Origin of the sequence: Pelagibius marinus (assembly GCF_014925385.1) — a bacterium.
In the GTDB taxonomy this organism is placed as follows: domain Bacteria; phylum Pseudomonadota; class Alphaproteobacteria; order Kiloniellales; family Kiloniellaceae; genus Pelagibius; species Pelagibius marinus.
In genome coordinates, this window is the sequence record NZ_JACSDK010000005.1 from 1 (window position 1) to 20,154 (window position 20,154).

General features: G+C 66.4%; 22 protein-coding genes. 3 read left to right on the plus strand and 19 right to left on the minus strand.

Annotation, left to right across the window (positions count from 1 at the left end):
• The 10 genes from H7X47_RS07610 to H7X47_RS07655 all read right to left on the minus strand — a co-directional run.
• The coding region (locus tag H7X47_RS07610) for a serine/threonine-protein kinase (protein WP_193368062.1) at positions 1-1,488 on the minus strand (1,488 nt) is incomplete at its 3' end.
• 172 nt (positions 1,489-1,660) lie between these two features.
• Entirely contained in the window at positions 1,661-2,386 is a 726-nt protein-coding gene (locus H7X47_RS07615; protein WP_227010298.1) for a PP2C family protein-serine/threonine phosphatase, read from the minus strand.
• A 193-nt stretch (positions 2,387-2,579) separates the two neighbouring features.
• Entirely contained in the window at positions 2,580-3,473 is an 894-nt protein-coding gene (locus H7X47_RS07620; RefSeq protein WP_193368064.1) for an adenylate/guanylate cyclase domain-containing protein, read from the minus strand.
• Between the two features lie 138 nt (positions 3,474-3,611).
• Positions 3,612-4,220, minus strand: a complete 609-nt coding sequence (locus H7X47_RS07625; protein ID WP_193368065.1) for a 2-hydroxychromene-2-carboxylate isomerase — start codon at positions 4,218-4,220, stop codon at positions 3,612-3,614.
• A gap of 64 nt (positions 4,221-4,284) precedes the next feature.
• Complete coding sequence (locus H7X47_RS07630) at positions 4,285-4,950, minus strand: glycine-rich domain-containing protein (protein WP_193368066.1); 666 nt, start codon at positions 4,948-4,950, stop codon at positions 4,285-4,287.
• 95 nt (positions 4,951-5,045) lie between these two features.
• Positions 5,046-6,182 carry an acyl-CoA dehydrogenase family protein gene (locus H7X47_RS07635; protein WP_193368067.1) on the minus strand — a complete coding sequence of 379 codons (1,137 nt, stop codon included), beginning with the start codon at positions 6,180-6,182 and terminating at the stop codon, positions 5,046-5,048.
• Positions 6,183-6,201: 19 nt separating this feature from the next.
• Positions 6,202-6,699 (minus strand): DUF3291 domain-containing protein, encoded by a 498-nt coding sequence (locus H7X47_RS07640; RefSeq protein ID WP_193368068.1) that lies wholly within the window; start codon positions 6,697-6,699, stop codon positions 6,202-6,204.
• A gap of 48 nt (positions 6,700-6,747) precedes the next feature.
• Positions 6,748-7,428: an SDR family oxidoreductase gene (locus H7X47_RS07645; RefSeq protein WP_193368069.1), complete on the minus strand. Its 681-nt coding sequence runs from the start codon at positions 7,426-7,428 to the stop codon at positions 6,748-6,750.
• 94 nt (positions 7,429-7,522) lie between these two features.
• On the minus strand, positions 7,523-7,714 hold the full coding sequence (locus tag H7X47_RS07650) for a DUF1272 domain-containing protein (RefSeq protein WP_193368070.1): 192 nt from the start codon (positions 7,712-7,714) through the stop codon (positions 7,523-7,525).
• 206 nt (positions 7,715-7,920) lie between these two features.
• Positions 7,921-9,093: an isovaleryl-CoA dehydrogenase gene (locus H7X47_RS07655; protein WP_193368071.1), complete on the minus strand. Its 1,173-nt coding sequence runs from the start codon at positions 9,091-9,093 to the stop codon at positions 7,921-7,923.
• Between the two features lie 239 nt (positions 9,094-9,332).
• On the opposite strand from H7X47_RS07655, the gene H7X47_RS07660 reads away from it, so the two are divergent.
• Complete coding sequence (locus H7X47_RS07660) at positions 9,333-11,363, plus strand: KAP family P-loop NTPase fold protein (RefSeq protein WP_193368072.1); 2,031 nt, start codon at positions 9,333-9,335, stop codon at positions 11,361-11,363.
• Here H7X47_RS07660 and H7X47_RS07665 read toward each other — a convergent pair.
• A complete protein-coding gene (locus H7X47_RS07665; protein ID WP_193368073.1) occupies positions 11,360-11,836 on the minus strand; it encodes a PaaI family thioesterase in 477 nt (158 codons plus the stop codon). The genes H7X47_RS07660 and H7X47_RS07665 overlap by 4 nt on opposite strands.
• Before the next feature lie 144 nt (positions 11,837-11,980).
• On the opposite strand from H7X47_RS07665, the gene H7X47_RS07670 reads away from it, so the two are divergent.
• Positions 11,981-12,214: a hypothetical protein gene (locus H7X47_RS07670; RefSeq protein WP_193368074.1), complete on the plus strand. Its 234-nt coding sequence runs from the start codon at positions 11,981-11,983 to the stop codon at positions 12,212-12,214.
• Between the two features lie 37 nt (positions 12,215-12,251).
• Here H7X47_RS07670 and mgtE read toward each other — a convergent pair whose 3' ends face one another.
• Entirely contained in the window at positions 12,252-13,655 is a 1,404-nt protein-coding gene (mgtE, locus tag H7X47_RS07675) for a magnesium transporter (protein ID WP_193368075.1), read from the minus strand.
• A 48-nt stretch (positions 13,656-13,703) separates the two neighbouring features.
• Positions 13,704-15,983, minus strand: a complete 2,280-nt coding sequence (locus tag H7X47_RS07680) for an NADP-dependent malic enzyme (RefSeq protein WP_193368076.1) — start codon at positions 15,981-15,983, stop codon at positions 13,704-13,706.
• A gap of 171 nt (positions 15,984-16,154) precedes the next feature.
• Here H7X47_RS07680 and lipB point away from each other — a divergent pair, with 171 nt between their 5' ends.
• Positions 16,155-16,886: a lipoyl(octanoyl) transferase LipB gene (lipB, locus tag H7X47_RS07685; protein ID WP_193368077.1), complete on the plus strand. Its 732-nt coding sequence runs from the start codon at positions 16,155-16,157 to the stop codon at positions 16,884-16,886.
• Here lipB and H7X47_RS07690 read toward each other — a convergent pair.
• From H7X47_RS07690 to H7X47_RS07715, 6 genes are all read right to left on the minus strand, one after another.
• Positions 16,859-17,902: a permease gene (locus H7X47_RS07690; protein ID WP_227010299.1), complete on the minus strand. Its 1,044-nt coding sequence runs from the start codon at positions 17,900-17,902 to the stop codon at positions 16,859-16,861. The two genes, lipB and H7X47_RS07690, sit on opposite strands and share 28 nt — an antisense overlap.
• 66 nt (positions 17,903-17,968) lie before the next feature.
• Positions 17,969-18,286, minus strand: coding sequence for an ArsR/SmtB family transcription factor (locus H7X47_RS07695; RefSeq protein WP_193368078.1), 318 nt, complete (start codon positions 18,284-18,286; stop codon positions 17,969-17,971).
• Between the two features lie 102 nt (positions 18,287-18,388).
• On the minus strand, positions 18,389-18,667 hold the full coding sequence (locus H7X47_RS07700) for an acylphosphatase (protein ID WP_193368079.1): 279 nt from the start codon (positions 18,665-18,667) through the stop codon (positions 18,389-18,391).
• Positions 18,664-19,104 carry a hypothetical protein gene (locus H7X47_RS07705; RefSeq protein ID WP_193368080.1) on the minus strand — a complete coding sequence of 147 codons (441 nt, stop codon included), beginning with the start codon at positions 19,102-19,104 and terminating at the stop codon, positions 18,664-18,666. Before H7X47_RS07705 ends, H7X47_RS07700 begins: the two co-directional genes overlap by 4 nt.
• Before the next feature lie 78 nt (positions 19,105-19,182).
• Positions 19,183-19,470 carry a GIY-YIG nuclease family protein gene (locus H7X47_RS07710; protein ID WP_193368081.1) on the minus strand — a complete coding sequence of 96 codons (288 nt, stop codon included), beginning with the start codon at positions 19,468-19,470 and terminating at the stop codon, positions 19,183-19,185.
• A 94-nt stretch (positions 19,471-19,564) separates the two neighbouring features.
• Positions 19,565-20,140, minus strand: a complete 576-nt coding sequence (locus H7X47_RS07715; protein ID WP_193368082.1) for a sarcosine oxidase subunit delta — start codon at positions 20,138-20,140, stop codon at positions 19,565-19,567.
• Between the last annotated feature and the right edge of the window lie 14 nt (positions 20,141-20,154).

Genomic DNA, 20,154 nt, shown 5'->3' on the forward strand with positions numbered 1-20,154 from the left:
CCCGGCTCCGGCGGCCAGGCGCGCTTCCTCGGCACCCTTGGCCTCCTCAGCGGCCTTGGCCTCGGCGGCCAGCCGTTCCTCTTCGGCGGCCTTGGCTTCGGCGGCCAGGCGCGCTTCCTCGGCGGCCTTCGCCTCTTCGACCGCCTGCTGTTGCGACACCTGCTGTTCCGGCACCTGCTCTTCTGCCGGGGCCGGGCCGGAGGCCGGGGCGACCTCGCCGCTGGCCAGTTCCTCTGCCGGGGCCGGCGCCTCGGCAACCGCCGTGGGCTCGGATTCCGCAGCCTGGGGGACCGCCTCCGCGGCCGGCTTCGCCGGCGCAGGCGACGGCGCCTGGGCCACCGGCGCCTGCGGCGCTTGACCGCTCTGGTGCCAGGCGAAATAGCCGCCGGCCGCGATCACCGCAATGCCCGCGGCCATCGCCGGCACCAGCCAGGTCTTCTTACCCTGCGACGCCGCCGCGGGGCGCGACGCCGGCTCGGCGGCCAGCGACGGCTGCGGCGCTGCGGCGGGCGCCGGCGCCGCCGCCGCGGCGGGCTTCTCCGCTTCGGCGGGTTTTCGCTCCCGGGGCTCCCCTTCCCCCGCCCCGCGCAGCTTCTGGTCCAGACCGACCACGTCGCGCATCGACTGCGGGCGGTCGGCGGGATCCGGTTCCAGCATGGAGCCGAGTTCGGGGCGCAGTTCCTCCGGCACCGAACTGAAGTCCGGAATGCGCTTGCGCGCCTCGATGACCGAAACCAGGGATTCGCTGATCTCGCCCATGTTGAGGGCCTTGCCGGTGGCAGAGGTGGCCAGCACCAGCCCCAGGCTGTAGATGTCCGAACGCGCATCGACCTGGCCGCCGTAGAGGCCGATCTGCTCCGGCGAGGCATAAGCGTAGCGCCCGGCGAAGTCGTCGCCGATGATGGTGGTGGCCGAAGAGTCGGCCAGCTTGGCGATGCCGAAGTCGATGATCTTGGCCTGCGCCAGATCGCCGTTGCCGAGGATGATGTTGTCCGGCGACATGTCGCGGTGGATGACGCCCTTGTCGTGGGCGGCGGCCAGGCCGCGCGCCAGGCGGTCACGCAGATGGCGCACCTCCTCCAGGGTCAGCACCCGGTCCTCGATGAAGGTAGTAAGCGACGGCCCGTCGACGTACTCCATGACCAGGTAGACCCGGCCTTCCTCGTCGCGCAGCACGCCGTCGTAGCCGACGATGGCGTCGTCGCGCACGGTGCGCAGAACCGAAGCCTCGCGGCGGAACAGCTCCATGATCTTGTCGTTGTTGGCCAAGTCCGGCCGGACGATCTTGATGGCGTGTTCGGTGCCGATCTCGGTATGGCGGGTGCGGTAGACCTCGCCCATGCCGCCGCGGGCCAGCAGCGATTCGACCTCGTAGGTGAAGCTGATCAGACTGCCGGGCTCGAAGATGCCGCCCTGACCGTTGTCGCCCGTCGAGCCAGACCCGAACCGGCTGGTCGATCCGCCACGGCTGTTTGGCTCATCACTCATCTTTGCTGTCCTACACGGCGCGGATCGCTTTCCGTCGCCTCGTCAACTCGCGCCTCCCGGGCGCGGGAAATCGCCCCTGGAGCAGTCTTTATCACCTTCGCCCGCCCCCCGGCCAGCGCCACTTGCCACGGCCTGCCGCCAGGGCCGATGGAGCCCCCGGCAACCGACCTGGTCAATGCCCGCCTCCGGCCCGGGGGAACCCGACCAGGACCACGGTCACATTGTCGTTCCCGCCGTGCTCCAGGGCCAGCGAAACCAGCTGATCGACGGCCGCCTGGCCCTGGCCGTTCCCCGGGTCGTTCGTGCTCAGATGGCCGGACAGAACCTCGGCGATCTCCTCGTCGCAGACCTCGGAGGTCAGGCCGTCACTGCACAGCAGCAGGCCCTGGCCCGGTTCGAGGGAGCCGGAGACCTGCTCGGAGTCGGCGGCGGTGCCGTCCGGGCCGCCCAGGACCCGGGTGATGACACTGCGATGGGGATGGTTGCGTGCCTCACTCTCGTCGATCATGCCCGCATCCAGCAGTTCCTGGATCCGGGAGTGATCGCGCGAGACGCGTCGCAGCCCATCCCCCCAGACATAGGCCCGGGCGTCGCCGACCCAGGCAATGGTGTAGTCGCGCCCGTTGAACTGCGCGGCGACCACCGTCGAGCCCATGCCCGGCTTGCCGCGCCCGGAGGCGGCGGCGTCCAGGATAGAGCGGTTCGCCTCGGCAATTGCCTGCGGCAGATCGGCGCCCTGTTCGACGGCGCGGGGGACCACTTCGACGACGATGGCACTGGCCACCTCGCCCGCGGCGGCGCCGCCCATGCCGTCGGCGACGATCCAGAGGCCGAGGTCCTCGCGCGCGGCGAAGCTGTCCTCGTTGTGGCGGCGGACCCGTCCGACATTGCTCTGCAAGCCAAGGGTCGCGGCAGCATTCGAGGCCGCTGCCGAATCGGCATTTTCCTGGCCATTGCCGTTTTGCAGCATCAGCTCCCCGCTTCACTTCTTCGGCCGCGGCGATTCTTTGCGTCGCCGCCGGCGGCCTTCGCCCTTCTCCACATCGCTGCCCGCCGGGCCTGAACCCCGGGAAGCGACACAATCAACACGTCTACGGCAACTTGAAGGCTATGCCGTCTTCCTCTGCAAGCTCCGGCTCGCGACCGAGAAAGATGGTCCCCTTGCCGATGAGCTGCACCATTTCGCGCTTCACAAAGACCACCTCTCCCTCCGCATTGCGGACATAGGTGCCGTTGGTGCTGTGGTCCTTCAGGAAGACCTTGCCGCGAACCGCCTGAATGGTGGCGTGACGCCGCGAGGCGTAGGTGCTCTCGGTCACCAGGTCGCAGATGTCCTGGCGCCCGATCACGAACTCGGGCATCGGCTCTTCCAGGGTGAAGCTCTTGTCGCGATAGCGCAGGTCGAGGCGCAGCACCTCGCTTTCCGCCGACACCAGCGGAGAGCGGATCACGGTGACGTTCTCGTCCTCGGAAATGATCATGTAGACGCCGACCGGCTCCTTCTTGCCCTTCATCGAGGCCTTGTCCAGCCAGCGCGTCGCCGCGCGCAGCGCCGGCGAGAGGCGAACCACCGTGTCCTCGGTAACCAGGATCTCGCCGGCCTTGGCCAGGTCGGTGACGCGGGCGGCAACGTTGACGGTATCGCCGTAGAAGTCGCCGGCGTGCTCGATGACCGGCCCGAAGTGGAACCCGGCATGGATCGAGACCTCGGTGCGCTTCTGCGCGTCTCGCATCAGGGTTGCGGCACGGAAGGCCTCGTCCGGGGTGGCGAAGACGCACATCACCCCGTCGCCGGAGGTCTTCACCGTCCGCCCGCCGGCAAGGCCGGCCTGGGCATCGAGAACCGTCAGGCACTCGGCGGTCAGCCGGTGCGCCGTCTCGTCGCCGTGAACCTCGTACAGCTTGGTGCTGCCGTCGATGTCGGCAAAAAGAACGGCTAGGTTCTGGCTGTCCTTGGCGTCCTTATCAAAGGGGCCTTCGCTCATGGCGTCATTTTCACCGGAAATAGTCCGACCTGCTTGGGGCCGCTGTCCACGTCACTATCTATCAAATCGAACGGGCGCTGTGGACATTTTTTCACGTCCCCGCAAGGCTTTGCCGGAACCTTGGCTCACCTAAAACGGCTACCAGCCGCCTCTTTGCAACCACAAATCAACCTGTTCCAGTCGGTCATGCCCCCAGAACGGCTCGCCATCAACGACGATTAGGGGGGACCCGAAAACGCCTTTGGAGATGGCGGCGTCTACTTCTTTCCTCAGGCGCTCTTTTACCGCCGAGTCGTTGAGTGCGGCGGTGAGTTTTTCGCCATCAACGCCCAGGGAACCGGCCAGCGCCACCACCGAAGCGGCGGAATCGACCGCCCGCCCTTCGGCGAAGGCCTCCCGGTAGAGCGCCTTGGCCAGGGCCACCGCCTTCTCCGGGTCCTGGTCCTGGTCCTGCAACCAATAGAAGGCCCGGCAGGCGGCCACCGACATGAAGGGAAACTTTTCCGGCACCTGAAAGGAAATGCCCAGCAGACGGGCCGAGCGCTCCATGTCGCGCCGCGCGTAGTCGCCCTTCAGCGGGATGTTCAGCAACGGCTGGCTGCCTGTCTGGGGGAAGACCGCGCCCAGCAGGATCGGCCGCCAAGCCACCTCGCGGCCATGCTTGGCGGCCAGGTCCTCGATCTGCTCGGCGGCGAGATAGCCGTAGGGACTGGAGAAGTCGAAATAGAAATCGATGGCAGCGCTCATGCGAATCCGAGCCTCGTTGTCAGGTCAGCTTGAAATGAAAGGCGGACAAATCGGCTGTGCACTATCAACCGCTGCAACCGCCGCCACAACCTCCCCCGTCGCCGCCACCGCCATCACCACCTCCGCCGCCGTCATTGGAGCCGTTACAGGCACCGCCGCCGCAGCCGACCGAGCTGCAACCGCCCCCCAGGGCCGCCGCACTTCGGCTCATCGACTGCCCGGCCTCCAGCCGCGCCATGGACTTGACGTGGCGCGCCTTGAGGTCGGCCGCCGAGGAAGGCAGCTTGACTTTCGACACCTGCGGCAAAGGCCAGAGATCGTCCGGCGGCGCTTCGCCGAAGACCACCTTGTAGTCGATGAGAAACTGCAAATAGCGGGCCCGCCAACCCGCGCCCTGCCGTGTCCGCCCCGGATGGTGATGCAGGAACTTGCCGGCATGCCGTTCGCAGAAATCCTGATAAAGCTGGGTGTGGAGCACGAAGTGGTGCCACAGTTCGTCGACCGGGCCGTACATCCCGTAGTCGCCACGCCCGCTGTGCGCCACCATCATGAGAAAGCGGGCAAGTTCCCGCCACACGCGCCGGGACTCGATCGGCCCCAACCGCTGTTCCGCGTCGAAGCGGTCGAGGACCGGCTGAATCTTGAAATCAACAGCGGCTGTCGCCGCCGACACCACAGTGTCGCGCGCGCCGACGATCTCGTTTTGATTTCCCGAGAACAGGCTCAGCATCGCTCCCTCCAACTGCGGAAAACGAAGCAGAACACACGCAGCGCGTCAATCTCAAGAATACAATTCGCGTTGACCGCTTCTGCTGATCGCCCGCTTCAGTCGGCAGTGATCTGCCGGGCGATGACGAGACGCTGAATGTCGGAGGTGCCTTCGTAGATCTGGCAGACGCGGACATCGCGGTAGATGCGCTCCACCGGGAAGTCGCTCAGATAGCCGTAGCCGCCGTGGATCTGGATGGCGTCGGAACAGACCTTCTCCGCCATCTCGGAAGCCTGAAGCTTGGCCATGGCCGCTTCCTTGAGGCAGGGCCTGCCGGCATCCCGCAGCGCGGCCGCGTGCAGGACCATCAGCTCGGCGCCTTGAATCTGCGTCGCCATGTCGGCGAGGCGGAAGGCGACGGCCTGGTGCTCGAGGATCGGCTTGCCGAAGCTCCGGCGCTCGCGCGCATAGGCCAGCGCCGCTTCGAAGGCGGCGCGCGCCATGCCCACCGACTGCGCTGCGATGCCGATGCGCCCGCCTTCCAGGTTGGAGAGCGCGATCTTGTAACCCTGCCCCTCCTCGCCCAGCAGCAGGTCCGGGGTCAGGCGCAGGTCATCGAAAACGATCTGGCAGGTGTCGGACGAGCGCTGGCCGAGTTTCTTCTCCACCGAGGCGACGCGATAGCCGGGCGTATCCGTCGGCACGATGAAGGCGCTGATGCCGTGCTTGCCCTTGTCGGGGTCGGTCACCGCGAAGACGATGGCGACGTCGCCGTTCTGGCCGGAGGTGATGAACTGCTTCACCCCGTTCAGCACATAGTGATTACCGTCGCGTTCGGCCCGCGTCTTGATCGCGGCGGCGTCGGATCCGGCCTGCGGCTCGGTCAGGCAGAAGGCGCCCAGCATCTCGCCGCGCGCCATGGGCTTCAGGAAGCGCTCCTTCTGTTCCGCCGAGCCGAACTTCTGGACCGGCATGCAGCCGACGGAGTTGTGCACCGACATGATGGTCGAGCAGGCGCCGTCACCCGCCGCCACCTCGATCAAGGACAGCGCATAGGACACGTGGTCCGCGCCGGCGCCGTCGAATTCAGGCGCCACCAGCATGCCGAGGAAACCGAGCTCGCCCATGGCCGCGACGGCTTCCTTGGGAAAGCGCGACTCACGGTCCCACTCCGCCGCCTTGGGCGCCAGCTGTTCCTGCGCAAACTGGCGGGCGGTCTCGCGGATCAGGCTCTGTTCTTCGGTCAGCAGCATGGCTCGGCCCTTCCCCGCTTCAGGCGCAGGGCTCCACCTGGCGCACCAGGGCGCCTCGGTCGATCGGCTGTCCCGCCGCGTCGAAGGGAGCTTTGAAGGTGAAGGCTTCCGACGTCGGCCCCTTGTGGTCCAGGATCGCCAGGCGGCGCATTCCCTCCGCCGCGCTCGGCAGTTCGCCGGCAGGCAGCCACCACAACGCCATGAAGGCGCCGGTCGGCTTCTCGAACCACTGGCGGCGCTGCGCCATGACCTGCAGATGGTCGGAACGGTAGACATAGGCGAAGAGCGCTTCGAGGTCTTCCCAGACCGACATGTTGACGATCAGCTTCGGATCGTCGGAGACCTGGATGTCAGTGGCGTTGCCGCTGTCGCTCTGCAGGCGCCAGACGAAACCCGGGCTGCCGTCGGCAAGGGCGTTGATGTCGTCGAGACGCTCGACGAAGCCCGCGAGCCTGGGGTCGTCCAGCGGCGCCAGCGCCCGCGCCACATTGATCTGCGCCAAATGAAACCGGCTCATCGCGCCGTCTCCTCTTTGTTTGCTTTCTTGCCTCGATGCGATGGCCTTCTACCACGGCAACGCGGTGCCGTCATAGTTGTAGAACTTGCCGTTGTCGGCAGTGGAAAGGCCGGCGATGACCTTCCGCATGCCGGCGACCGCCTCCACCGGCGCGATGTCGGCGCCCTCGCCGCCCATGTCGGTCTGCACCCAGCCGGGGTGGAAGGAGACGACCGTGAAGCCGCGTTCGCCCAGGTCGTTCGACAGCGTCTTGGTGACCATGTTCAGCGCAGCTTTGGAGCTGCGGTAGATGTAGGAGCCGCCGGAACTGTTGTTGCCGATCGAGCCCATGACGCTGGAGATGTTGACGACGGTCTTGCCTTCGCCCTGTTCGAGCAGGCCGACGAAACGTTCCACCATGCGCAGCGGCGCCAGGGTGTTCACCTGCAGGACGTTCAGCCATTCTTCGTAGTCGGTTTCACCGAAACCGGTGCGCGGACCATAGACGCCGGCGTTGTTGATCAGCAGGTCGATCGGCTGCTCCGCCAGCTCGCGCGCCAGGCTGGCCACCTTCAGCCCGTTGGTGACATCCAGCTTGTGGCAGATCACATTGCCATCAAGGGCGCGCAATTTTTTCGATTTTTCGGCGTTGCGCGCGCAGGCGTGGACGCGCCAGCCGTCCGCCGCAAATGTCTTCACAAACTCAAACCCGATGCCGCGGTTGGCGCCGGTAATCAGAACTGTCGGCAATACTTTCTCCCTAACAGGCACCGCCGCCTTGCCGGAGCATCAGCGGCGGCCAAAGAAGAGTCCGAAGTGGCGCGACGGACCCTGGATATCGACCTCAGGCGACAGCGGGCGGCGCCGCGCGCCGCGGCCGGGCGACCAGTTCGCCGCCGCAGTTGGGACAGCGGCGCGCCATCGCCTCGGCGCAGGTTGCGCAGAAGGTACATTCGAAACTGCAGATCCAAGCTTCCCCGTCCAGGGCGAGACCGATCTCGCATCGCTCGCAGGCGGGTTTCATCTGCAAGGCCATCCGCTCTCCCTTGGGCCGTACCTTTGCGGCATAGAGAACATCACTTGACCCGCCGAGACAACACCCCAGGGCGCCTCTCTGCAACAGACTGAAATCTCTACGTAATACGCGACAAGGGCGGGTAGTCGGCGGGGACTCCGCTTGCAGGCTCAATCCCCTGGCCTCCCGGCCGGCGGGAACAATAATGAACCGCAAGTCTTGCGCCGCTACTTTGTTTCGTTGAACAGCTCGCGGCCGATCAGCATGCGGCGGATCTCGCTGGTGCCGGCGCCGATCTCGTACAGCTTCGCGTCGCGCAGCAGGCGCCCGGCGGGGTACTCGTTGATGTAGCCGTTGCCGCCCAGGGTCTGGATGGTTTCCAGCGCCATCCAGGTCGCCTTCTCCGCGGCGTAGAGGATCGCTCCGGCCGCGTCCTTGCGCGTCGTCTCGCCGCGATCACAGGCCTTGGCCACGGCGTAGACGTAGGCCTTGCAGGCGTTCATCGTCGTGTACATGTCGGCGATCTTGCCCTGGATGAGCTGGAACTCGCCGATCGGCTGGCCGAATTGTTTGCGCTCGTGGATATAGGGCACCGCCAGGTCCATGCAGGCCTGCATGATGCCCAGCGGACCGGCGGCCAGCACCAGGCGCTCGTAGTCGAGGCCGGACATCAGCACCTTGATGCCTCTGTTCAACTCACCGAGCAGGTTTTCCTCCGGCACCTCGCAGTCCTCGAAGACCAGCTCGCCGGTGGGCGAGCCGCGCATGCCCAGCTTGTCCAGCTTCTGGGCGACGGAGAATCCCTTGAAGTCCTTCTCGACGATGAAGGCGGTGATGCCGCGCGACCCGGCCTCCGGATCGGTCTTGGCATAGACCACCAGGGTGTCGGCCTCCGTGCAGTTGGTGATCCACATCTTGGAACCGTTCAAGACAAAGCGGTCGCCCTTCTTGTCGGCGCGGGTGCGCATGCCGACCACGTCGGAGCCGGCGCCCGGCTCGCTCATCGCCAGGGCACCGACCTGCTCGCCGGAAATCAGCCCCGGCAGGTAGCGGCGCTTCTGCTCGTCACTGCCGTTGCGGCGGATCTGGTTGACACAGAGATTGGAATGCGCGCCGTAGCTGAGCCCGATGCTGGCCGAGGCGCGGCTCACCTCCTCCATGGCCACGCAGTGTTCCAGATAACCCATGCCGGCGCCGCCGTAGTCCTCCTCCACGGTCAGGCCGTGCAGACCCAGCGCGCCCATCTTCGGCCAGAGCTGGCGCGGGAAAGCATCCGTGCGGTCGATCTCTTCGGCGAGCGGCGCGATCTCCTCCGAGGCGAAGCTCATCACCGAGTCGCGCAGCATGTCGGCGGTCTCGCCCAGGTCGAAGTTCAGACTGGGCATCTGGTTGAGGCTCATGTCCTGACGACTCTCCCTTGGTCTTCCTTTGCGCCGCACTCTAGGCCGCCGGGCGCAGACCTGCCAGAGGCAAAACGCCCCATGTGACCAGCGGTGGAGCGGGAGCATCCGGAGTAGCGCCGTGGCGCAAAGGAAGCAGTCCGTACCCCTGGCCCGCGAAGGAGGCTATACTTGCAGCCGAAAAATCACAGCTGTCTTGCAAGGTGCGGGCGAAGCATCATCGCCCTGGGGAGGGAAAGATGGCCAAACCGCTAGACGAAGACCTTTCTGCAACCGCGACGTCAAGCGATGCCGGCTCCGGCACGAACACGGCTCAGCATCCGCTTCACGGATCGGACGCGCTGGACTGGGCAACGAAGTCCTTTGGCTTCGACCTCAACAGGACGGGCACGCAGCCTGGAGTCGAAGACCTCCAAAAATGGCTGCTCAGCAACGACAAGTCCGTCACCCCGGACGGCGTCTGGGGACCGCAGACGCTACGGGCCATGGAAGAGGCTTACAGCGAAGGTCTCTCCGCCGAGCGAGTCGAGGTAGGGAGCGAAGCCCCGAGCTCCGGCTTCGACAAGGCGCCGCCGGGTTCCTTCGCGCAGCAGGCAAGAGTCGACGAGCCGGAACCGACCCCCACGCCAGCGCCCGCCGATGAAGACGTCTCCGCCCAACCGGTCGCGTTGAGCGACAGCGCCATCGAGGACATCAGCCAGGACCGTCTCGGCTTCCGTCCCTACGTCGAAGCCGTCGCCGAGTTCATTCTCGCCAAGCAGACGCGCCCGCCCCTGGCCGTCGCCATCAACGCGCGCTGGGGCCAGGGCAAGACATCCTTCATGAAACTGCTGGAAAAGCAGCTGAAGAGCGAGGCCGAAGGAACGAAGACACGCATCGGCACAACCTGGTTCAACCCCTGGAAATACAGCGAGCCGGCCCAGGTCTGGGCCGCCTTCGTCGCCAACGTTACCCGCTGCCTGCAGGACAACCTGACGCCCGAGCAAAGCCGGCAGTTCAAGTGGGGTCGCTTCAAGCAGAAATGGCATCGCCACGCGGACCTCGCTTTCGTGCTCCGCCTCCTGGTCGCGGCCGCCTTCCTCATCCTGGTCATCGGCATCGCCTTCACCATGAAGTGGACGGAGTTCACCGCCTGGTCGTCACAAGGCAACTCCTTTCTCAGCGCCGCCTACAAGGCCCTCTCCGCTTCGCTTGCGACCGGCTGGGGCTACCTGCTGATCGGGCCCTTCGCCCTGCTGGCCCTGATCTACGGCTACGTGACCTTCGCCAAGAAGCTGGGGCTGAACCTCTTGGAGTACGTCGAGAAGACAGATTTCAAGGACAAGATCGGCACGCTTTCCCAATTCGAGGACGAAATGCAGCGCCTCGCCAAGGCGGTGCCGGAGGACCTCAAAGTCGTTGTCTTCATCGACGACCTCGACCGCTGCAAGGGCCGCGTGCTCGGCGAGATCATCGAAGCTCTGCAACTCGCGGAAGTCTCGCATACCTGCGTCTTCGTCATGGGCATGGACATGCACATCGTCGCCAATGCCATCGAGACGGAACGCGCCGAACTGGCGCAGTCGGCCGGGAGCGCGGCCCAGATGGAACACAGCGTCGGCTACAAGTTCCTGGAGAAGATCATCCAGGCGCGGCTCACCCTGCCCGCGCACGACAAGGGCCAGATGGAGAATCTCGTTACGGCGGCCATGGCGACGTCCGAGCCTCCGGGGGATCGGGCCTCCGAGAGCACGCCTCCGAGAGAGCAAAGCGGCGGGGATCGCCCGCCCAACCTGGCCGCCCGGGTGCGCAAGGGCCTGGGCATGGATGCACCCGAGGAGCGCGAGCCGCCCAGTGATTCCGAAGTGGTGATCTCAACCGCCAAGCACTACGGCAGCGGTCACTTCAACAATCCACGCCGCCTGAAGCGTTTTATCAACGGCTTTCGTCTGCAGTCCTACCTGACCGAAGCGGTGCGCCCCGGAAAGACCTCGGTGGACCGCCTGGCGCGATTCCTGGTGCTGGCCGAGAAATGGCCCGCGGTCGTCAACTACATGCTGGAACATGAGCTTGGTTCTCTTGGCCTCATGGCGGACGAGGCCGATCTCTCGACGAATTCAATAAAAACCGACATCGCCTCGCTGCCAAAGGAAGACAAGGAGCAGCTTTTCGAGTTGCTCGACGGGCGAAACGGCAAAGACCATCTGACGGCAGACGAGTTGAAGGACCTCGCCGACTGGTACGGCTTCGACTATTACCGCAGTGCCAGGGCCGCCGCCGCGCCGGCCTAGCCCGCCTGGGGCATGTCCGGGCGGCCGGCCAGGCACATCAACGTCTGGGCCATGCGCGCGCAGGTCTTCTCCCGGCCGTCCTTGACCACCAGGACTTCGGCTTCCGTCACCGTCAGGGTGCGCCCCGGCTTCACCACGCGGCCCACGGCGCGCAGCAGCTCGCCATCGGCCGGGGCCAGCAGGTTGATCTTGAATTCCACCGTCAGCACCGAGGCATCGGCGGGGAAAAGGCTGAAGGCCGCGTAGCCGCCGGCGGAGTCGGCGATGGTGCTGGTGACCCCGGCGTGAAAGAAGCCGTGCTGCTGGCAGAGGTCCGCGCGATAGGGCAGCTCGATCTCGGCCTCGCCGGGCTCGACCCGCGTCATGCGGGCGCCGATCAGGCCCATGATCGTCTGGCGGTCGAAGCTGTCGCGGACCCGCCGCGCGAATTCGGGGTCCTGAGCCTGGAAGTCAGGGGCTTGGAAAACCGGCATCTCGGGAGCTCTCTAGCGGAAATAGGAACAAGGGCGCCAGCATATCGCCGCCTCGTGACTTGCACAGCCCCCCTGGAACGCGCCATATTGCCCGGCGTCGGCGGGGGGCGCCCCGCCGGGAATGTCTGCGCCAAGGAAGTGAGCATGTTTGACGCCAAGAATAGCCGGCTGATTCTCGTCGCGACAGTGCTGGCCCTCGCCGGCCTGACGGCGGCCTGCGAGTCCGCCGTCGAGCGCGAGATGCGCCTGGAGCGCGAAGCCCTGAAGGAATCCGGCGAACTGGAAGAGCTGGAAAAGCAGGTCGAGACCGTGAACCCGGACCCCTACGACCCGAAGACCACGGGCACCAAGAACATCGGGCGCTTCAAGAACAACTGATCCGCCCGCCCCGGTCCGCTTGTGGCCCGGCCCTCAATCACAGCAGGAAGACGGTCGCCAGGCCCAAGAAGGCGAAGAAACCGATGATGTCGGTCACCGTGGTCAGCACCACGCTGGAGGCCACGGCGGGATCGACCCCCACCTTTTCCAGCCCCAGCGGCACCAGGGCGCCCGACAGCGCCGCCACCACCAGATTGATCACCATGGCCGCGGCGATAATGAAACCGATCGCGGGGGTGTCGAACCAGGCCCAGGCGACCCCGCCGGCCACCACCGCGAACATCAGCCCATTGGCCAGGCCGACCAGCAGCTCCTTGCCGACGAAACGCAAGGCGTTGCCGGAACTGAGGTCGCGCATGGCGATGGCGCGCACCGCCACCGTCAGGGTCTGGGTGCCGGCATTGCCGCCCATGGAGGCGACGATGGGCATGAGCACCGCCAGGGCGACGATGCGCTGCAGCGTGTCTTCAAAGAGGGCAATGACCACCGAGGCGGCAACGGCCGTGAAGAGGTTGACCAGCAGCCAGGTGAAGCGGGCCTTGGTGGTGTCCAGCACGGCGCTGTAGAGGTCGGTCTCCTGCACGCCGGCCAGTTTCAGCAGGTCTTCCTCGGCCTCTTCGTCGATGATGTGGACCACGTCGTCCACGGTGACCACGCCGACCAGCCGCCCGGCGTCGTCGACGACCGGGGCCGAGACCAGGCCGTACTGGCGGAACAGGTAGGCCACCTCTTCCTGGTCCATTTGGATCGGGATGGTGCGCATGTCCTCGTTCATGATGTCGGTCAGCAGCACCGGGCGCCGGGTGCGCATCGCCCGGCTCAACGGCACGTAGCCGATGGGCTGGTGCTTGGGGTCGACGATGTAGAGGTCGTAGAAGTCGTCAGGCAGGTCCTTGGAGGCGCGCATGTAGTCGATGGTCTCGCCCACCGTCCAGCTTGACGGCACCGCCAGCAGCTCTCGCTGCATGATACGGCCGGCGGAATCTTCAGGGAAGCTGAGGCTCTCCTCCAGCACCACCCGCTCGGCATGCGGCAGGGCGGCCAGGACGCGCTGCTGCGCCTCTTCGTCCAGGTCCTCGATGATGTCGACGGCGTCGTCACTGTTCAGGTCCGACAGCGAGGAGGCGATGTGCTTCGGCTCCAGCGCCTCGACGACTTCCTCGCGCACCGAGTCATCGAGGTAAGTCAGAACCTCCAGGTCGAAGTCGCCACCCAGCGCCTCGATGAGTTGCGGGCGCTCGTCGCGGTCCAGGTTCTCCAGCAGGTCGGCGAGGTCTGCTTCGTGCAGCTCGGCGGTGAGGTCACGGGCCTCCGCCGTCTTGCCCTCTTCCAGGGCCTCGGCCACCGAGCGCACAAGCTCGGGAGAGATGCCGTAGGTCTCCGGCTGCACCTCGGGCAACCAGGCGTCTGCGTCGTCTCGCTCGGGCGGGGTCTGAGACATGGCCTGACGCTTTTCCTTGCTAGCCTTCGGGGCGAGGCCCCTCGGGGATCAGTCTTCGATGGCGCGATCCTGCGCGTCGGCTACGGCGACGGCGCTCATGTTCACGATACCACGGGCGGTAACGGAAGGCGTCAGGATATGCGCCGGCGCCGCCATGCCCAGCAGGATCGGCCCGACCGACAGCCCCTCGCCCAGCGCCTTCACCAGATTGAAGGAAATGTTCGCCGCATCCAGTGTCGGCATGACCAGCAGGTTGGCCGTTCCCTTCAGCTTGGAGTTCGGGAAGATGTTCTCGCGGATCGTCTCGTTCAGCGCCGCGTCGGCGTGCATCTCGCCCTCGACCTCCAGGTCGGGCGCGCGCCGGTGCAGTATGGCCAGGGCCTCGCGCATCTTGCGCGCCGAGGGCGTCAGCGCCGAGCCGAAGTTGGAGTGCGACAGCAGGGCTACCTTCGGCTGCAGGCCGAAGCGCCGCACGTGCCTGGCGGCCAGCAGCGTCATCTCGGCGATCTCGTCGGCGGTCGGGTCCGGCGTCACATAGGTGTCGACGATGAAGAACGAGCCGGTCGGCAGGATCACCAGGCTGATCGCCGAGCAGTCGAGGATGCCCTCCGCCTTGCCGACCACGTCGGTGACGTGGTCGAGATGGCGCTTGTAGCGGCCGGTCGTGCCGCAGATCATCGCGTCGGCGTCGCCCAGGTGCACCGCCAGGGCGGCGATCACGGTGCCGCGCGTGCGCACGATCTCCCGCGCCGCCTCGGGCGCCACGCCGTTGCGCTGCATCAGCTCATGGTAGGTCTGCCAGTAGGTGCGGAAGCGCGGGTCATCCTGCGGATTGATGAGCGGCACATCCTCGCCCGGCCGGATGCGCAGGCCGAGGCGCTCCACCCGTGTCGCCACCACCTCGGGACGGCCCACCAGAATCGGTTTGGCCAGACCTTCGTCGACCACCACCTGAACGGCGCGCAGCACCCTTTCGTCCTCACCCTCGGCGTAGATCACCCGCTTGGGGTCTTCCTTGGCTCGCTGGAACAACGGCTTCATGATCAGGCCGGAGCGGAACACGAAGCGCTGCAGGTCGTTGCGGTAGGCCTCGAAATCCTCAATCGGGCGCGTGGCGACGCCGCTGTCCATGGCCGCCTTGGCGACGGCCGGCGCGATCTCGAGCACCAGGCGCGGATCGAAGGGGCTGGGGATCAGATAGTCCGGACCGAAGCTGCGGCCCTCCCCGCCCATGGCCTTTTGCACCACATCGCTCTGCTCCTTCATCGCCAGGTCGGCGATGGCCTTCAGGCAGGCCAGCTTCATCTCCTCGTTGATCGCCGTGGCGCCGCAGTCCAGCGCGCCGCGGAAGATGTAGGGGAAGCAGAGGACGTTGTTCACCTGGTTGGGGTAGTCGGAGCGGCCGGAGGCGATGATGGCGTCGGCGCGCGCTTCCTTGGCGTCCTCGGGCATGATCTCCGGCACCGGGTTGGCCAGCGCCATGATGATCGGTTGGTCGGACATCGCCTGCACCATCTCCGGCTTCAGCACGCCCGGCGCCGAGAGCCCCAGGAAAACGTCGGCGCCCTCGATCACCTCGGCCAGCTTGCGCTTGTCGGTCGGCTGCGCATAGCGTGCCTTCCAGCGGTCCATCAGCTCCTCGCGGCCCTCGTAGACCACGCCGGCGATGTCGGTGACCCAGATGTTCTCCTGCTTGACGCCGAGGGAGACCAGCAGGTCGAGGCAAGCCAGCGCCGCCGCGCCGGCCCCGGAGGTCACCAGCTTGACGTCGCCGATCTCCTTGCCGACCAGACGCAGGCCGTTGTAGATCGCCGCGCCGACGATGATCGCCGTGCCGTGCTGGTCGTCGTGGAACACCGGGATGTTCATGCGCTCACGCAGCGCGGCCTCGATCTCGAAGCACTCCGGCGCCTTGATGTCTTCCAGGTTGATGCCGCCGAAGGTCGGCTCCAGCGCCGCCACCACCTCGATCAGGTGCTCGGAGCTTTTGGCGTCGAGCTCGATATCGAAGACGTCGACCCCGGCGAATTTCTTGAAGAGGACAGCCTTGCCTTCCATGACCGGCTTGGCGGCCAGGGGGCCGATGGCGCCCAGGCCCAGAACCGCCGTGCCGTTGGTGACCACGGCGACCAGGTTGCCGCGCGCCGTCAGCGTGGAGGCCTCGGCCGGATCGGCCGCGATGGCGTCACAGGCCGCCGCCACGCCGGGCGAATAGGCCAAAGCCAGATCGCGCTGGTTGGCCAACGGCTTGGTGGCGCTGATCTCCAGCTTGCCGGGTTTCGGCAGGCGGTGATACGCCAGGGCGGCCTCGCGAAGATCCTTTGCCATCCCGTCCCTCGTCACTCTTTCTTCTTGTCCCTACCCATAATCCGGCTTCGGCCGGAGAAGCTGCCGATGCCCGGCGGCGCTCAGAAAATGACCCGCACCGTGCCCCAGCGCAAGTGCCTAAGCAAATGAAAGAGATAGCAATCTTCGGTATAGGAGCTATCTTCCCTGGTCATGGAGCCGCACGCAGCCCTTCAGGAAGCCCAGCCCGTCGAATGGCGGATCGAAGCGGGCCTCACCCCCTATCCCGCCGCGGTTGCGGCGATGGAGGCGCGGGTGGCGGCGATCCGCGCCGGCGAGGCGCCGGAACTGGTGTGGCTGGTCGAGCATCCCTCGCTCTATACCGCCGGCACCTCCGCCGACCAGGCGGACCTGCTGCAGCCCGACCGCTTCCCGGTCTACCGCAGCGGGCGCGGCGGCGAGTTCACCTACCACGGCCCCGGCCAGCGGGTCGTCTACGTGATGCTGGACCTGAAGCGCCGCGGCCCCGACGTGCGCCGCTTCGTCCAGGACCTGGAGGAATGGATCATCAGGGCGCTGGCGAGCTTCGCCGTCACAGGGGAGCGGCGCGACGGCCGGGTCGGTATCTGGGTGGAAAGAAAAGATCCGCTGCTGGGCGCCCGCGAGGACAAGATCGCCGCCATCGGCGTGCGCGTGCGGCGCTGGGTCACCTACCACGGCATCGCCATCAACGTGGAGCCGGAGCTGGAGCACTTCAGCGGCATCGTCCCCTGCGGCATCAGCGAGCACGGCGTCACCTCGCTGGTCGACCTGGGCCTGCCGGTCGGTCTGGCCGACCTCGACGCCGCCCTGCGCGCCAGCTTCCCCGGCGTCTTCGGCGCCACCGAGTGGCTGGAGGCTGAAGAAGCGCCAGAGGATCAGCCGGCCAGCGCCAGGACCGCCTGAAGCGTAAAGCCCGCCAGCAGAGACCCGGTCAGGGCCACTGCCAGATACCAGAAGAACACCGACCGGCGCACCAGCGCATGGACGGCCATGGCCGCCGGCAGGCTGGTGACGCCGCCGGCGATGAGGAAGGCCAGGGCGGCGCCCGGGGCCATGCCGAGGTCCATCAGCTCGCCGACCAGCGGAATGGCGGCGAAGCCGTTCAGGTAGGCCGGCACGCCGACGGCGACGGCCAGGGGGATCGCCTGCCAGGACTCGCCGCCCAGCGCGCCGGCGACGACTTCGGCGGGCAGCCAAGCCGACATGAGGCTCTCGATGGCGAAGGCGAGCAGCAGCCACTTGGAGAGGAAGAAGGCCGTCGAACGGGCTTCGCCGGCGAAAGCCTGGCGCCGCTCCGCCTCATGCCAAAAGGCCCAGCGCAGGGGCACGGCCTCGACCTTGGGGCGGCAGCCGCCGCAGCCGCCGACGCCGGCGCGCAGCGGCTGGCCGAACCAGCCGGCGCGCTGCAGGGCCAGGGTCGCCCCGCCGGCCAGCAGGCCGAGGCCGATCGCCGCCAGGGTCTTGGCGAGGGTGAAGGGCAGCCCCAGGGTCGCGGCCATGAGCACGAACTGCTCCGGGTCCATCAGCGGCGAGGCGACGCAGAAGGCCAGCACCGGCGCCAGCGGCACCCCGGCCGCCAGCAGGGCGGCCATGAGCGGCACCACGCCGCAGGAGCAGAAGGGCGAGAGCGCGCCGGCCGCCGCGGCGATCACCAGCGCCGACAGCGGCGCCCGGTCGACCATCCCGGCCACCAGGCTGTCCGCCCCGGCCGCCTTCAGCCAGGCCGCCAGGATCACCGACAGCGCCAGGAAGGGCAGCAGCCGCAGGAAGGCGTCGAGGGTGAAGACCAGGCTGTCGCCCGCCTGGGCGGGCACCGCGAGGGCGAGCCCGGCGAACAGCAGGCCGAGGGTCAGCCAGACGCGATCGACGGATCGCAGGAAACTTCCGGCGGAGGTCGCGGCAGTCGTCAGAACGGTCATCTTCGGGATCTCGCTTGATTCTATTATTCTAGGATTATCGAACTAATGGGTCAAAAAAAGGGGCCGCTACCCGGCGTCACGCTGCGTCTCGGGCTTGCCGGTCAGCATGCAGCACTCCGCGGTCAGGAAGTCGATCAGCCCGTCCATCAGGGCGAAGTCCGGCTTGCAGATGAGCTGGCGCCCCTCGCGCTGCTGCGCCACCAGGCCGGCGTTCACCAGGTGGCCGATGTGGTGCGACAGGGTCGAGGCCGGGATGCCCAGGTGGTCCTGGATCTCCCCCACCGACAGGCCCTCGTGGCCCGCCCGCACCAGCAGGCGGAAGACCTCCAGGCGGGTCGGGTTGCCGAGCTTTTCGAGGCAGCGGGCTGCTTGGTTCAGATTCATGGCGGCAAGCCTACGCCTCCGCGCTCAGATATGCAACGATAATTCTAGGATTGTCGAAATATAGGGCCAACTCGAGATCGTTTTTTGCATCAAGACAATCCATTAAGCCGTTGGTTTCACGCCGAAACCAGGTTCAACAGGCGCGCCGTGCTCGAAGCGGTCGATGGCGGTCACCTGGGCCAGTGGCGGGCCCTCCCAGAGCGCCTGGATCATGTTCTCGACGACCTCGGCCTCGCCCGCCAGCACTGCCTCGACGGTGCCGTCGCGGCGGTTGCGCACCCAGCCGTCGAGGCCCAGCGCCCGCGCCTGCTGCTCGGTCCAGGCGCGGTACCACACGCCCTGGACCCGCCCCGAGACGACGACCCGCACGGTCATGCTCATGCCTTATCTCCGGCCTCCGACGCCCTCTCGCCGGCGGCAGGATAGAGCGCGGAAAAGGCGATGACCACCGCGCGGCGCGCACGCTCCTCCCAGAGGTCGCGGCGCAGCCACTGGTCCTCTACCGTCAACTCCGGGTCGTTGCGGTTCTCATGGCTGAGGCGGTTGCGCAGGGCGCGCAGCCAGCGATAGTCGCGGTCGGCAACGCCCGGCAGGGTCTCCCTCTTGGACCCGCCTTGGGCCTCGGTAACGGCGCAGGCCAGCATCACCGTGGCCGCCCAGGCGCCGGCGCAGAACACCGACTGCAGGTCGATCATCAGGGCGCAGGCCTGCTCGCTGGGGGCCGCGGCGCCGGCGCGGGCATGGCGCGCCTGGGTCTCCTCGAACCAGAGGCGCCGCTCGTCCCAGACCTCCCCGGACGGTCGTTCGAGGTGTTCCATGGTTGGACTTGTAGCAGAGCTCTACCCCCGCCACAGCCACCGTTGTCGTCCCGGGACTTGATCCCGGGACCCATTGACCTAGCCGTTCAAACGGTCGTAGAGGTCTTCCCACTCCGGATTGTCGCGCTTGATCAATTGGATCTTCCAGGCCCGTTGCCACTCTTTCAGGGTCTTCTCGCGCTGGATTGCCTGCTCGATCTCCTCGTGAGCCTCGACAAATACCAGATGTGTGACACGGTATCTCTGAACAAACTTCGAACCGCGCCCCTGCCGATGCTCCCAGACCCGGCGGACAACGTCGTTGGTGACGCCGATGTACAGTGTTCCGTGCTTACGGCTGGCAAGGATATAAACGTAGTAGGCCATTGCCTCACGCCAACGCCATTGGGTCCCGGGGTCAAGCCCCGGGACGACAGTGGAGTACTTATTGAGCCACTGAAAAGCCGACCACACCGACCTTCTAGCAGGCAGACAGGAGCAATTTGCCCAACTTCTTTGAAATCTCCTCTCTGCCCTTCTTCTTCAGAAAGTGGCTGGGAATGTGGAGGAGAAAAGCCTTCCATTTGCCGTCGCGCTGTCGGGTTTCCGAGCGCACATAGTCCAGCAGCACCGTCGCCGACTCCCGGTCAAAGGCCCACAGCACCTTGCCCTTGTAGTCGATCTGAAAGTAGGCCTCGTCTGGCCACTTGAGGGTGTGCATCCTGCGACAGCCGCAGGCGTGACACGTCACAGATCCGGCGCTGAGCCCATGGCTGTGGTGCCAATCTTCCGCCCGGCATCCTTCGGGCAGATCGCTGACCTCGCCCAAGGTAATCCCGCCGAGGCCGTGATAGAACACGGCGCCATGCCAACGACTGCCACTGCTGTCTTCAAAGAGGTGGTATTCGAAGGAGCCGCTTTTCTGGAAATATTCTATGTCCGCTTTCCGCTTAATCCTGGCGACCGCAGCGAACTCGTACTCGGCCGGCGAGCCGCAATTGGGACACCGGATGCTGACCCGATGAGGCATGCGATACCAATCGTAAGCTTCGGTCATCGCTACTCCTCCGG